Origin of the sequence: Pseudomonas sp. JAI120, from assembly GCF_014207255.1 — a bacterium.
GTDB lineage: Bacteria > Pseudomonadota > Gammaproteobacteria > Pseudomonadales > Pseudomonadaceae > Aquipseudomonas.
Genome location: NZ_JACHCZ010000004.1, coordinates 165,323 through 179,588, shown reverse-complemented (window position 1 = coordinate 179,588; position 14,266 = coordinate 165,323). Strand labels below are relative to the sequence as shown.

Annotated in this window: 12 protein-coding genes; 8 read left to right on the top strand and 4 right to left on the bottom strand. The window is 61.2% G+C overall.

Annotated elements, in window-relative coordinates:
• Window positions 1–33: 33 nt before the first annotated feature.
• The 3 genes from HDC32_RS21845 to cpdA all read left to right on the top strand — a co-directional run bounded on the left by HDC32_RS21845 (window position 34) and on the right by cpdA (window position 2,004).
• Complete coding sequence (locus tag HDC32_RS21845) at window positions 34–651, top strand: NUDIX domain-containing protein (protein ID WP_131696786.1); 618 nt, start codon at window positions 34–36, stop codon at window positions 649–651.
• A complete protein-coding gene (locus tag HDC32_RS21840; protein ID WP_003171323.1) occupies window positions 642–1,091 on the top strand; it encodes a DUF1249 domain-containing protein in 450 nt (149 codons plus the stop codon). Before HDC32_RS21845 ends, HDC32_RS21840 begins: the two co-directional genes overlap by 10 nt.
• Window positions 1,092–1,188: 97 nt before the next feature.
• On the top strand, window positions 1,189–2,004 hold the full coding sequence (gene cpdA / locus HDC32_RS21835) for a 3',5'-cyclic-AMP phosphodiesterase (RefSeq protein ID WP_131696785.1): 816 nt from the start codon (window positions 1,189–1,191) through the stop codon (window positions 2,002–2,004).
• 11 nt (window positions 2,005–2,015) lie between these two features.
• On the opposite strand, the gene HDC32_RS21830 is transcribed toward cpdA, so the two are convergent.
• The 3 genes from HDC32_RS21830 to HDC32_RS21820 all read right to left on the bottom strand — a co-directional run bounded on the left by HDC32_RS21830 (window position 2,016) and on the right by HDC32_RS21820 (window position 5,518).
• Window positions 2,016–2,999 (bottom strand): M14 family metallopeptidase, encoded by a 984-nt coding sequence (locus tag HDC32_RS21830; protein ID WP_065925641.1) that lies wholly within the window; start codon window positions 2,997–2,999, stop codon window positions 2,016–2,018.
• A 75-nt stretch (window positions 3,000–3,074) separates the two neighbouring features.
• Window positions 3,075–4,391 (bottom strand): MFS transporter, encoded by a 1,317-nt coding sequence (locus tag HDC32_RS21825; RefSeq protein WP_131696784.1) that lies wholly within the window; start codon window positions 4,389–4,391, stop codon window positions 3,075–3,077.
• Between the two features lie 218 nt (window positions 4,392–4,609).
• Window positions 4,610–5,518 carry a LysR family transcriptional regulator gene (locus HDC32_RS21820; protein WP_131696783.1) on the bottom strand — a complete coding sequence of 303 codons (909 nt, stop codon included), beginning with the start codon at window positions 5,516–5,518 and terminating at the stop codon, window positions 4,610–4,612.
• Between the two features lie 153 nt (window positions 5,519–5,671).
• Between HDC32_RS21820 and HDC32_RS21815 the strand changes: the two genes are divergently transcribed.
• From HDC32_RS21815 to HDC32_RS21795, 5 genes are all read left to right on the top strand, one after another.
• Entirely contained in the window at window positions 5,672–6,280 is a 609-nt protein-coding gene (locus tag HDC32_RS21815) for a YqiA/YcfP family alpha/beta fold hydrolase (RefSeq protein ID WP_053139344.1), read from the top strand.
• Window positions 6,281–6,334: 54 nt separating this feature from the next.
• On the top strand, window positions 6,335–8,239 hold the full coding sequence (gene parE / locus HDC32_RS21810; protein WP_027604917.1) for a DNA topoisomerase IV subunit B: 1,905 nt from the start codon (window positions 6,335–6,337) through the stop codon (window positions 8,237–8,239).
• Window positions 8,239–9,234 carry an esterase-like activity of phytase family protein gene (locus tag HDC32_RS21805; RefSeq protein ID WP_131696781.1) on the top strand — a complete coding sequence of 332 codons (996 nt, stop codon included), beginning with the start codon at window positions 8,239–8,241 and terminating at the stop codon, window positions 9,232–9,234. The genes parE and HDC32_RS21805 overlap by 1 nt, the downstream gene beginning before the upstream one ends.
• A gap of 73 nt (window positions 9,235–9,307) precedes the next feature.
• Complete coding sequence (parC, locus tag HDC32_RS21800) at window positions 9,308–11,572, top strand: DNA topoisomerase IV subunit A (RefSeq protein ID WP_131696780.1); 2,265 nt, start codon at window positions 9,308–9,310, stop codon at window positions 11,570–11,572.
• A gap of 173 nt (window positions 11,573–11,745) precedes the next feature.
• Complete coding sequence (locus HDC32_RS21795) at window positions 11,746–12,456, top strand: membrane integrity-associated transporter subunit PqiC (RefSeq protein ID WP_131696779.1); 711 nt, start codon at window positions 11,746–11,748, stop codon at window positions 12,454–12,456.
• Between the two features lie 180 nt (window positions 12,457–12,636).
• Here the strand turns inward: HDC32_RS21795 and HDC32_RS21790 are convergent, their stop codons facing one another.
• Entirely contained in the window at window positions 12,637–14,169 is a 1,533-nt protein-coding gene (locus HDC32_RS21790; protein WP_184745406.1) for an AhpA/YtjB family protein, read from the bottom strand.
• Window positions 14,170–14,266 lie beyond the last annotated feature (97 nt).

Genomic DNA, 14,266 nt, shown 5'->3' with positions numbered 1-14,266 from the left:
GCGCGAATTGCACCGGACATGATGAGGAAGGGTATGACGGACATTGCGAAATCGACGCCGAGTACGATCGAGATTGTTCAGCGCGACAATGCCTACAAGGGCTTCTACCAGCTCGATCGCGTGCAACTGCGTCATGAAAAGTTCGATGGCGGTATGAGCCGAGTGATCAATCGCGAAGTGTTCGTGCGCCATGACGCGGTATGCGTGTTGCCCTACGACCCGCAGCGCGATGAAGTGGTGCTGATCGAGCAGTTTCGCGTGGGCGCCATGGGTCGCAGCAATAACCCTTGGCTGGTGGAAATGGTCGCGGGGCTGATCGACAAGGACGAAGAACCGGAGGAGGTTGCACACCGCGAGGCCGAGGAGGAAGCTGGGCTGACGTTCTCCGCACTGTGGCCGATCACCAAGTATTTCCCGTCGCCCGGTGGCAGTACCGAATTTGTCCACTTGTACCTGGGCCGCTGTGACAGCACGGGGGCGGGTGGTGTCCATGGACTGGAAGAAGAAGCAGAGGACATCCGCGTTACGGTCTGGGCATTTGAAGACGCCCTGCAAGCCGTTCGCGATGGCAAAATTTCCAACGCAGCCAGCATTATCGCCCTGCAATGGCTTGCGCTTAATCGCGCGGAAGTGAGGGGGTTATGGCAGTAAAGGCACGGGAACGATATCGAGTCGACCTGATCGGGCTGCAAGCCGCCTGCGAGGCCAACTATGCGCGGCTGATGCGCCTGCTGCCCGACATGCGCCACGCCCCGGAGGCGCGGCGCATCGGCGTGACCCATGGCGACCAGATGCTGGGCGTGCTGGCCCTGGAAGTCATCGTCAATTGCCCGTACACCACCACCCTGCGCGTACGCCAGGAACACAGCCTGCCGTGGCTGCCGGTGCCGCAACTGGAAGTGCAGGTGTACCACGATGCGCGAATGGCCGAAGTGATCAGCGCCGAACATGCGCGGCGCTTTCGCAGCATCTATCCTTACCCGAATGTGTTCATGCACCAGCCCGATGAGAAAGCACAGCTCAATGTGTTCCTCGGTGAATGGTTGAGTCATTGCCTGGCCCTGGGCCATGAGTTCGAAGTCGTGCGATAGATGTGAACTGCGTCGGCTTCCTGGGTTTCCTCTTTGCGTTCTGCCCCAGCATAATCGCTCCAACTCTATATTCCTGTGATTGCCTTGGGAGAGCGCCTTGCCGAGCGTATCCACCTTGAACCCCGATGCGCCGGCGTTGCTGGTGCAGCTGTCCGACAGCCACCTGTTTGCCGAGGCCGACGGCACGCTGTTGGGTATGAACACCTGCGAGAGCCTGCAGCGGGTGATCGAATTGGTGCGCGCGCAGCAGCCTCGGATCGATTTGCTGCTGGCCACAGGAGATTTGTCCCAGGACGGCACGCTTGAGTCTTATCAACAGTTTCGCGATATGACCCGGCAAATCGATGCTCCGGCACGCTGGATTCCCGGCAACCACGACGAACCGCAGATCATGGCGCACGCTGCCGCGCACAGTGACCTGCTGGAGCCCGTAGTGGACGTCGGCAACTGGCGTATCACCCTGCTCGACTCCGCCGTGCCCGGCTCGGTGCCGGGCTACCTGCAGGATTCGCAGCTGCAATTGCTGGCTCAAGCCTTGAGCGAAGCTCCGAACCGCCATCATCTGGTGTGTTTCCACCATCACCCGGTGCCCATCGGCTGTGCGTGGATGGAACCTATCGGCTTGCGCAACCCCGATGCGTTGTTTGCCGTGCTGGACCGTTTTCCGCAGGTGAGGGCAGTGCTCTGGGGCCACGTGCACCAGGAGATCGACCGCGAGCGCAACGGCGTGCGCCTGCTGGCTTCGCCGTCCACCTGCATCCAGTTCGCGCCGGGCAGCGAGGATTTCAAGGTCAGCGAGCAAGCACCGGGCTATCGTTGGTTGCGTCTGCATGCCGACGGACGGTTGGAGACCGGGGTGGAGCGGGTCGAAGGCTTCGCCTTCCAGGTGGACTACGGCAGTGACGGCTATTGACGTCTCGGCGGCTAAATATCCAGAACCTTCGCCAGCCTCACTACCGTAACCCCTGGACCCAACTGCCGCAGCGAGGGCTGGATCAACACGCAGTCGTCATGGGGTGTGACGATCTCGCGCCGGTCGTCCCGAGCGATCACTGTTCCAGCCTGGGCTATGCGCTCAAGGCCGCGGAAGTCATCGGTAAAACGGAAGTCCATGCTGTGGGCGATCACCGGTTCAGTGACTTGCAGGCATTGCTGGGGCCCCGGCTTTTCCTGGCTCAGGAGCTTCAAGACGTCGGCCTCGGCGACTGCATCAGTCGCCATCAGGAAGCGTGCGGCAATATCGAGGGCGACGTGTTGGCTTTTTTTAGAAAAATGTTGACCGGTCTCGATCAGCAGCGCGTTTTTTTGGCTGGCGGGATCGCCAAACCCACCATAGTCACGCATGCGCCGGCCATTGGCGTGGCCGGCGTCGACCACCACGGTTGCGGGTACGCCTAACGATTTTGCGAATTTCAGGCCTTTGGCGCAGGCCCCACACATCATCAGTGGTGGGGATTCTTCGTGCATCGAATGGATATCGAGCAGCAAGTCGACACTGTCGATCAGCGGTCGCAGCTCACGTGCGCGACGCAGTTCCACGGAGTCGCGGTCGCCGTCCAGTGTTGATGGTAGCCAGACACGGTTCATGTCCTCGTCGACAAAACGGGTGGCGTCAATGTCGTGCGGGTCGAAGCGGTGATAGGCCTCGATATTGCCGAACGCCAGTGACAAACGGCCTTTGCGAGGGCGCACGCCGCTGCGCAGCAAGGCGTCTACTGCGATTGCTCCGCTGACTTCATTGCCATGGGTCAGTGCCATGACCAGCACATGTGGTCCAGGCGTGCCGCTGTCAAAACTGTGGACATAGTCGATCCCGCAGTTGCCGGCTTTCCATTGGCTGAGATCGGGGAACTCGACTTCCACAGGGTACGGTGTCAGTGATGCACGAACCTGCTCAAGGGTTTTCATGTCTGCCTCCGAGGGCTCAAGGTGGGTACCTTGTCGCGGGAGCGAGCCGCGACAAGCAGGGGGAACTCGCGGCCCTTAACTGGCGCAGGGATGGGCGCTGCGCATGCGCCGGCCCAGGCAGGCGATCGCCAGTACGCTGATCAAAATGGTTGCCATCACATAAAAGCTCGGCGCCAGTTTGCTGCCGCTTGCCTCGATCATCCAGGTCACGATCAACGGGGCGAAACCACCAAACAGGGTCACGGAAAAGTTGTAGCTCAGCGCCAGCCCAGTACCGCGAATGCTGGTTGGGAAGATGTCGGCAAGCATTGCCGGGATTGGCCCCAGGCAGGCCGCAATCAATACGCCGACAAGCGCTTGCACGACGAGCAGCGTGGAGAAACTGGGAAAGATATTGAGCAGCAGGAACATCGGATAAGACGACAGTCCGGTAATCGACAAGGCGATGGTCAACACTCGGAATCGCCCGTGGCGATCGGAAAGCCCACCGAAAATCGGGGCCATGAGCATCAACGTAACGCCGGTCATCAGGGCCCCCAGGTAGGACGACGTGGCAGTGATGCTCAGTTGTTTAAAGGCGTAGATCGGCATGTACAGTTTATGCACGTAATTGAATGCGGTCGCGCCAGCCACCACGCCGATAGCCAGCAACAGGCTGACGTGCCCTTTGATCAAGACATCCCGCAGTGGGGTCTTGACCGCTACGTTGGCTACGTTTTTCTTGAAGTCCGGCGTTTCATCGATTTGTGTGCGAATGTAAAAGCCTACCGGCCCGATCAGCAGGCCGAAGCCGAAGGCTACACGCCAGCCCCAATCGTTCAACTGCACATCCGATAGCGCATAGCTGAGGATCGCACTGACACCCGCCGCCAGCACAGTTGCCAGCCCCTGGGTAGACAATTGCCAGCTGGCAAAGAAACCCCGTCGCCCGGCGTCGGCGTGTTCGACCATGAACGCGGTCGCCGCGCCAAATTCGCCGCCCGTGGAAAACCCCTGGAGCATGCGGGCAACGATGATCAGCAGTGGCGCCGCCAGGCCGATCTGCTCGTAGGTCGGGGCGAACGTAATCATTGCGGTGCCGACCAGCATGATCATGATCGACAGCGTCAATGACGCCTTTCGTCCGGCTCTGTCGGTGTATGAACCGAGCACAATGGCGCCCAGCGGTCGCATCAGAAAGGAAATGCCGAACGAGCCTACGGCCAGCAGCAATGAGGTGGTTTCGTTATCGGACGGAAAAAACTGTTTGCCGATGACGACTGCAAAATAGCCATAGATCAGTAAGTCATAGAACTCCAGCGCGTTGCCGACGCTGGCAGCGATGATCTCTTTCCATGGGCCGCGCCGGGTGGGAGCTTGGGCCGATGATAAGGCGGATGATTGAGTTGTCATGAGTGTGCACCGGGTTTGTTTCACTGTTGGCCTACGGACTCTCCGAACCGCAGCGCGGCCTGGCGACATCGAAGGCGTTAATTGTTATGGGTGAAAGCCCGGATGAAAGTGAACCAAAGGCGGCAGAACGGCAATTGCTCTTTCGGCACAGATTTGAGCTGTTTCGGCACGACCCGGCAGGTTGTTGCCGGCAGCGGTGATAGAGCGCGTAAATCCGGCTACTGGGTGGCGGAGGGGGTCAAGGCTGTCCATATCCTCATCACCATCTCGCTCCGGTTGGCGCGCAGGCGATGCAGCGAAACGTCGAAACTGACGCAAAATTCGGCGCCACCCGCCATCAGCAGCTCGCCCGATGCCAGCGCGTCGTTGACGACCATGCGCGGCAACCACGCCAGCCCTCGGCCACGCTTGGCCATTTCCAGAATGGCGTCATAGGAGTCCGCTTGGTAAACCATTCGCAGCGGCAGGCGCTGCGGCAGTCGATCCAAATGCCGGGCCAGTACGCTGCGCAGTGTCAGAGTGGGTGAGAAGGCCAGCCAAGGAATAGGCAGGGCGTTGCTGTCGGCGAGTATCTGCAGTTGCGGCTGCCCAGGGGCGCTCGGTGCGCTGACCGGTAGCAGTTCCTCCTTGGCCAGTACTCGGGAGTCGAAATGCTCCGGGTCCAACAGCGTCTGGGTCAACGGGCTGGAAAAACTCAGCAGCAGATCAACCTCGCCGGCGGACAACCGGCTGATCGCTTCTTGCGCACCGCTAGTGAGCAATGACACCGCAAAGCTGCCCAGTTTCGGGTGCAATGACTCGTACCAATCGGGGAAAAAGTCACAGGCCAGGGTCCGGCCGGTGGCGATGCGCACCGGTTCGTCGCGGCTGAGGGTGTCATTTTTGAACTGCGCTCTAACAGTGCCCAGCAATTCCAGCGATTGAGTGGCGGCATCAAGGAACAGCAGGCCGCAGGGTGTCAGTGACAGGGGTTGCTTGCGCTCGATCAATGGCGTGCCGACCCATTCTTCCAGCGCCCGGATACGTCGACCGAACGCTGGATGCGTGACACAGCGATTTTCGGCGGCACGCGACAGGCTGCGAGTGCGCGCCAGTTCGACAAAATCCTCAAGCCATTCAAGTTGCATGGTGTTTCCCCGCTTGAATTCGGGCCACTGGCCTCCGGCCATATATCCGGGTTCCCGGGCCGCAGATAGTACCGTCAGCGGCGATCGGCTGCACCCACAAGCCCCTGTTCCCTGTAAACTGCGCCTCTTTGGCAGCCCCAGCGAGGCCCCGGCATGTCCGCTTCGATCCTGTATATCCACGGTTTCAACAGCGCGCCTGCGTCCAACAAGGCCAGCCAACTGATCACCGTGATGGATGCCCTCGGCCTGGCCGATCAATTGCGCGTGCCGGCCCTGCATCACCATCCGCGTCAGGCAATTCCTCAATTGGAGGAAGCCATTGCCCAGTTGGGACGGCCGCTGCTAGTCGGCAGCTCGCTCGGCGGCTACTATGCAACCCATCTTGCTGAGCACCATGGCCTCAAGGCGTTGCTGGTCAACCCGGCGGTCAGCCCCCATCGGATGTTCGACGGTTACCTGGGCACCCAGAAGAACCTCTACACCGATGAAACCTGGGAACTGACCCACGACCACGTCACGGCGCTGGCCGAGCTGGAAGTACCGGCTCCCCAGGACGCCGCGCGTTACCAGGTGTGGTTGCAGACGGGGGATGAAACCCTGGATTATCGCCTCGCCCAGCAGTATTACCGGGCCTGTGCCTTGCGCATCCAGGCCGGTGGCGACCATGGTTACCAGGGGTTCGCCCAGCAATTGCCGGCGTTGTTGAGTTTTGCCGGTATTGGCGCAGATCAGTATCAATCCTTCGATTTCTCGGCACTGTAATTGCCTTGGAAATCGCAGGTCACTTTTTAATCGAACGACTCACGACGAGACCCCATGGCCACTCCCAGCGCTAGCTCTTATAACGCCGACGCCATCGAAGTCCTCTCGGGCCTCGACCCGGTGCGCAAACGCCCCGGCATGTACACCGACACCAGTCGGCCGAACCACCTTGCCCAGGAAGTCATCGACAACAGCGTCGACGAAGCCTTGGCGGGGCACGCCAAGTCGGTGCACGTCATTCTTCACGCTGACCACTCCCTGGAAGTGTCCGACGATGGTCGCGGCATGCCGGTGGACATTCACCCGGAAGAGGGCGTGTCGGGCGTCGAGCTGATCCTCACCAAGCTGCACGCCGGCGGCAAGTTCTCCAACAAGAACTACCAGTTCTCCGGGGGCTTGCACGGTGTGGGTATTTCCGTGGTCAACGCCCTGTCCACGCTGGTACGGGTCAAGGTCAAGCGCGACGGCAACGAGTACGAGATGACCTTCGCCGATGGCTACAAAGCCACCGACCTGCAGGTGATCGGCACCGTTGGCAAACGCAACACCGGCACCAGCGTGTACTTCGCGCCGGACCCTAAATACTTCGACTCACCGAAATTTTCCATCAGCCGCCTCAAGCACGTGCTCAAGGCCAAGGCCGTGTTGTGCCCGGGCCTGTTGGTGACCTTTGAAGACAAAGGCACTGGCGAAAAGGTCGAGTGGCACTACGAAGACGGTCTGCGTTCCTACCTGGAAGACTCCGTCAGTGATTTCGAACGCCTGCCCAACGAGCCGTTCTGCGGCAGCCTGGCCGGCAACAAGGAAGCCGTCGACTGGGCGCTGCTGTGGTTGCCCGAAGGCGGCGACAGCGTGCAGGAAAGCTACGTCAACCTGATCCCCACCGCCCAGGGCGGTACCCACGTCAACGGTTTGCGCCAGGGATTGCTGGATGCCATGCGCGAATTCTGTGAATACCGCAGCCTGCTGCCTCGTGGCGTGAAGCTGGCGCCGGAAGACGTGTGGGAGCGCATTGCGTTCGTACTGTCGATGAAAATGCAGGAGCCGCAGTTCTCCGGCCAGACCAAGGAGCGCCTGTCGTCCCGCGAAGCGGCGGCATTTGTTTCCGGTGTGGTCAAGGATGCCTTCAGCCTGTGGCTCAACGAGCACCCGGAACTGGGCCTGGCCCTGGCGGAACTGGCAATCAACAACGCCGGCCGTCGCCTCAAGGCCAGCAAGAAAGTCGAGCGCAAGCGCATCACCCAGGGTCCGGCATTGCCCGGCAAGCTGGCCGATTGCGCCGGGCAGGACCCGATGCGCTCCGAACTGTTCCTGGTCGAAGGTGACTCCGCCGGTGGTTCCGCCAAGCAGGCGCGGGACAAGGAATTCCAGGCGATCCTGCCGTTGCGCGGCAAGATCCTCAATACCTGGGAAGTCGATGGCAGCGAAGTCCTTGCCAGTCAGGAAGTGCACAACATCGCGGTGGCCATCGGCGTCGACCCGGGCGCGGCGGACATGAGCCAGTTGCGCTACGGCAAGATCTGCATCCTCGCCGACGCCGACTCCGACGGCCTGCACATCGCGACCCTGCTGTGCGCGTTGTTCGTGCAGCACTTCCGCCCGTTGGTGGATGCCGGTCATGTCTACGTCGCCATGCCGCCGCTGTACCGTATCGACCTGGGCAAGGAGATTTTCTACGCCTTGGACGAAGCCGAACGCGATGGCATCCTCGACCGCCTGGTCGCCGAGAAGAAGCGGGGCAAGCCGCAGGTCACCCGATTCAAAGGCTTGGGTGAAATGAACCCGCCGCAACTGCGTGAAACCACCATGGACCCCAACACCCGGCGCCTGGTGCAGTTGACCCTGGAAGACTTCGCCGCTACCTCGGAAATGATGGACATGCTGCTGGCGAAGAAACGCGCACCGGACCGCAAGTCCTGGCTGGAATCCAAAGGCAACCTCGCCGAGGTTCTGGGCTGATGCGCACAGGTTTCGCCCTGGCGATCCTGATGTTGAGCGGGCTGGCAGCGACTCAGGTCGCCGCCGCGCCCGTGGCTGAGCTCAAGCTGGTGTCCGAACACCCGGTGGACGGCATGCGCGGCGGTAACCTGTCGGGCCTGGCGCAGTGTGGCAAGGAGTTGTGGACGGTTTCCGACCGCGATGACGACCAGATCTATCGTCTCGATACCCGTGCGCCGACCTGGCAAGCCGAAGCGGTAAGCATCGATGTACCGCCGGTGCCGGAATCCGGGCTGCCCTGGGGGCTGCGTTCGCGCACCAAGGCTGCGTCGTTCATTCGCGGCGGCGACCTGGATTTTGAAGGCATCACCTGCGATGCCGCGGGCAATCGCTATATTGTCAGCGAAGCCCATGCGGCGGTGCTACAAGTGCCGGTGAACGGTGCGCCTGAATGGTTGAAGATCGCCCCGGGCATGGTGCGTGAAGCACGGGCCAGTGGCATGTTGCTGCACTTCAATGCGTTGTTCGAAGGCCTGGCAATCAACCCTGGGGGTAATCAGATCTGGCTGGCTGCGGAGCGTGAGCGGCGCGGCCTCATCTCCATCAAGCGTCCGCAAAGCCTGTGGGATTGCGATGGCCCTTGCGTATTGCTGAGCGAGGCCGGCCAGGAGATGCAGCCGGCCAATTTCATCGGTGCCAAGGCGGTGTCCAAGGATTTCGCCGATCTGTCACTGTTCAACGGCAAGCTGTTTACCCTGGAACGCAATGCGTTCCAGATCTGCCGGCGCGATGCGGTCACGGCCAAGGTCGAGCTGTGCTGGTCGTTCGCTGACGAAACCCTGACGCCCGAGCGGCGTTACGCCCAGCCCTATGGCCTGGCCGAAGCCCTGGTGGTGGACGCAGACGGTGCCTGGCTGGGCATCGACAATAATTTCGGCCCCCGCGCCGATGGTGAAAAACGCCCCATGGTCTATCGTTTCGCCGCCCCCGCCGGCGGCTGGAGCGCCCAGCCATGAGCCGCTACTTTTTTGAATCGATCCGGTGCGGCGGCATTTCCGCTGCGCCTTACCAAACAATGATGAGGCCCGCATGAGTGACATCCTCGCAGACAGCTTAGATGGCGTAGAACGCCGGTCGCTGGCTGACTTCACCGAAAATGCCTACCTCAACTACTCCATGTACGTGATCATGGACCGTGCCTTGCCGCATATCGGCGACGGCCTCAAGCCCGTACAGCGGCGCATCATCTACGCCATGAGTGAGTTGGGCCTGGACGCCGACTCCAAGCACAAGAAGTCGGCGCGTACCGTCGGTGACGTGCTCGGTAAATTCCACCCCCACGGCGATTCGGCCTGCTACGAAGCCATGGTGCTGATGGCTCAGCCGTTCAGCTACCGCTACACCCTCGTCGATGGCCAGGGCAACTGGGGTGCGCCGGATGATCCCAAGTCCTTCGCGGCCATGCGTTACACCGAGGCGCGCCTGTCGCGCTATTCGGAAGTGTTGCTCAGCGAGCTGGGCCAGGGTACCGCGAACTGGGGGCCGAACTTCGACGGCACTCTCGACGAACCGCTGGTGTTGCCCGCACGTTTGCCGAATATCCTGCTCAATGGCACCACCGGTATCGCGGTCGGCATGGCCACCGACGTACCGCCGCACAACCTGCGCGAAGTCGCCACCGCCTGCGTGCGCTTGCTGGATGAGCCCAAGGCCACGGTCGAGCAGCTTTGCGAGCATATCCAGGGCCCGGATTACCCGACCGAAGCCGAAATCATCACGCCGCGCGCCGACCTGCTGAAGATGTACGAGACCGGCAAGGGCTCGGTGCGCATGCGTGCCGTGTATCACATTGAAGACGGCGACATTATCGTCACCGCGCTGCCGCACCAGGTGTCCGGTGCCAAGGTGCTGGAGCAGATTGCTGCGCTGATGCAGGCCAAGCCATCGAAATTGCCCCAGGTCGCTGACTTGCGTGACGAATCCGACCACGAAAACCCATGCCGCATCGTGATCATCCCGACCAACAGCCGGGTCGACCACGAAGTGCTGATGCAGCATCTGTTTGCCAGCACGGAGCTGGAGTCCAGCTACCGGGTCAACGTCAACATCATTGGCCTGGACGGTAAGCCGCAGCTGAAAAACCTGCGCAACCTGCTGGTCGAGTGGCTGGAGTTCCGGATACAAACCGTGCGTCGCCGCCTGCAGTTCCGCCTCGACAAGGTCGAGCGCCGCCTGCACCTGTTGGACGGCTTGCTGATTGCCTACCTCAACCTGGATGAAGTGATCCACATCATCCGTACCGCCGAGCATCCGAAAGCCGAACTGATCGCGCGCTTCGAGCTGAGCGAGATCCAGGCCGACTACATCCTCGACACCCGCTTGCGTCAGTTGGCACGCCTGGAAGAAATGAAGCTGCGCGACGAGCAAGACGCGCTGCTCAAGGAGCAAGCCAAGCTGCAGGCCCTGCTGGGCAGCGAAGCCAAGCTGAAGAAGCTGGTGCGCACCGAGTTGATCAAAGACGCCGAAACCTATGGTGACGACCGCCGTTCGCCAATCGTGCAGCGTGCCGAAGCCAAGGCGCTGACAGAGACCGAACTGCTGCCGAACGAGAAAATTACCGTCGTTCTGTCGGAAAAGGGTTGGGTTCGTTCAGCCAAAGGGCATGATATTGACGCCACTGGCCTGTCGTACAAGGCGGGGGATGGCTTCAAGACTGCCGCAGCCGGGCGTTCCAACCAGTTTGCGGTGTTTATTGACTCCACCGGGCGCAGTTATTCGGTGCCGGCCCATACCTTGCCCTCGGCGCGGGGGCAGGGCGAGCCGTTGACCGGTCGCCTGACGCCGCCACCTGGGGCGAATTTTGAATGTGTGCTGCTGCCGGATGACGATTCGCTGTATGTGATCGCTTCCGACGCGGGCTACGGGTTCGTGGTCAAGGGGGAAGACCTGCAGGCCAAGAACAAGGCGGGCAAGGCATTGTTGAGCCTGCCGAACAACGCCAAGGTTATCCTGCCGCGTCCGGTGGAAGACCGCGAAGGCAACTGGCTGGCGTCGGTGACCACCGAAGGGCGCTTGCTGGTGTTCAAGATCAGCGATCTGCCGCAGTTGGGCAAAGGCAAGGGCAACAAGATTATTGGTATTCCCGGCGAGCGGGTGGCCAGTCGCGAAGAGTACGTGACCGACATCGCAGTGATCCCGGAAGGTTCCACCCTGGTGCTCCAGGCCGGCAAGCGCACGTTGTCATTGCGCCCTGACGACCTCGAACACTACAAGGGCGAGCGTGGTCGTCGCGGTAATAAATTGCCTCGCGGCTTCCAGCGTGTGGATGCTTTGCTGGTGGAAACGCCGGTTTAAGGCGTATTAGAGCCCTCGATCTACGATTTAAAGCGTAGATCGACGCTTTGGCGCTGGAGTCATGGCGCATATTCACGGATGATATGGCCTTTCCAGCGCCGGCGTGGCCGAGCGTGTTTAGGTTATTTTTAGTATTACATTGTGGTTCGCCTTGTGGCAGCCACCTGGATGGGATGATGACTGCTCCACGCGTTCCTCTATTTTTGATGCTCGCTGGCCTTTTGGGGTTGGCGGGTTGCAGCACACACAAGCCTGTGTCGCTGTACCAGCTGGACAGCGGAAGTCCAGCTCAGCCAGCCCAAACCGCTGGCATGGCCGTTTTGCTCGGGCCGGTGGTCGTGGCCGACTACCTGCAACGCGAAACCCTGCTGCAACGTCAGAACGATGGAAGCCTGCAAGGTTCCACCGATGGTCGTTGGGCAGGCAGTTTGTCGTCTGACATCAGCCAGTTGATGTTGCGTCAGGTGGCCGGTCAGTTGGACAGCCAGCGTGTGGTCCTGGCGCCCGCGCCCACCGGCTTCAGCCCGGATGTGCAGGTCTTGCTGACCATTACCCGGCTTGATTCCGGTAAATCGCAACCGGCGATCCTCGATGCGCAATGGCGCTTGATCGACCGTCGCGGCCAGGTGCGTGATAACCGCATCGTGCACCTGCAGGAAGAGCACGCCGGCACCACCGCGTCCCAGGTTCAGGCCCAGGGCGTGCTGCTGCAGCAATTGGCGCAGCAGTTGTCGGTGGCCCTCAAGCCTTTGGCCAACCAGCCGCCGATTGCCGAGGCACCGCGAAAGCAGGCTCCGGCCCAGGCCAAGCCGGCAGAACCGCAAAAGCCGAAGATGCCGATGGCAACCCCGATCCGTACGGATATGGAAGTGTTCAGGTTCTGATCTGAAAAAGCTCCAACAAAAAAGGCCCGCTTACTCAGCGGGCCTTCTTGTGTGTGGAGATATAAGTCACGGCGCAGATCAAGTGTGGGAGGGGGCTTGCCCCCGATAACGGTGGTTCAGTCAATGATGTGCTGACTGATACTCCGCAATCGGGGGCAAGCCCCCCCTCCCACAGGTTCTTCAGGGCTTTGCGCGGGTCTCATGCATTCGCGCCAACTGCCGCTCCAGCATCGAGGGATACGGCTCCATCAGCCTTTCCACGCAGCTTGCCCCCTCAGGGCTGGCAATTGGGCGGATACGCGCGCGCTGGCGGATCAGCGTGTCTTCACTGATCTTGCGCTCCACCAGCAGCAGGTTACGGCTGTGTTGGGACAAGGCCAGTGCGTCCTGGGCGTTTTCAGTCAACAGCAGGTCGATCTGGCTCATGCCGAACAGATCATCGCCCACGGTGAGGCCCAGTTGCAGTTGCAGGGTGATGCCGCTGTCGGCGACTTCGATCTGCAATTCATGGCCCAAGGCGCGCAGCAACTCACCGCAGCAAATCGCATTGGTCAGGTAATCTTCGCCGCTGTCTTCGCTGTGGAACAGCATCAGCGTGCTGCCGTCGTTCAGGGTGTGCAGTTCGCTCTGGTACAGCGAGGCGGCCTGGTCGAGGCAGTCACGGTAGCGCTCCAGCAGTTCGGTCAGGCGTGCACGGGGCAGGCGGCGCAATTGGTCCTGGGCACCCAGTTGTACGGCGAGCACTGCGCTGTACTGCGGCTCGCTGCTGCGTACCGGCGCTGCCTTGGGGGCGATTGCGGGGCTGTCGGCTGACGTATCGCGCAGGTCGGCGAAGGGGTCTTCATCGTCCAGGTCGTCTTCTTCGGCCTTGAAGGCATGACGCGGTGCAGGCTTGAGGCCCGCCACCGGCGGACGCTCGTCGAAGCCAGGGTCACGCAGGTTGCGCACTTCGAACTCTGGCTCGTCGTCGTAATCGGTGTCGTCGTATTCAGGCTCTGGCTCGACTTCGGGCACCACCGGTTCCGGGGCGAAGCTGGCGTGCAGTTGGCGGGCAAGGTCGCCGATTTCATCCTGGCGGTCGGTAGCCGGGGTGTGTTCGTCGATGTCCCGCAGCCAGATGCGCAGTTGCATGAGCGGCGTGGAGATATGCCGGCCCAGGCGCAAGCTCAGGGCCAGGGCCAACGCCAGCAGGATGGCGCTGAGGATACCCATGCTTTGCAGGCTGATGGTCATCGGCTGCTGGAACTGCTGCATGTCGAGGCTGATACGCAGTTGGCCGGCCTTCACGTCCTGAAACGTGATATTGCTCTGGTACAGGCCTTCGGCTTCGCCCAGCAGGCCGTTTTTCGGGCGCTGCCCGGCTTCGGCCATGATGCGGTTGTCCACGCTGTAGATGGCGGCATGGGCCACGAGCGGGTTCTTGGTCAGGTTGTTGAGCAGCACGTTGAGGCTGAGGATGTCGTTGGACACCAGCAGCTCGGTCGCCGAGGTGGCGGTTTGCGTGGTCAGGCTCTCGCCCAGGGCGTCGGCTTGCTCGTGCATGGCCTGCTTGAATTGCAAACCCATCACGCAGGCGTAGATCACCAGGGCCAGGGCGACCAGGATCACGTTATGGCTGGCGATGCGTAATGCGATCGGTACACGGCGGTGGCGCAGTGCCCGGAAGATCAGCAGGAAGAAGTTGTCGGTTTTTACTGGCGTGGGCCGGTTCACTTGAGCTCGGCTCTTGGTCCGTGAAGTTGACGCGCAGTATAGCGACAGGCCCAAGACCGGCAAAGCGCTGGCTGTGCCCGATGGTCACTGAAAGTGG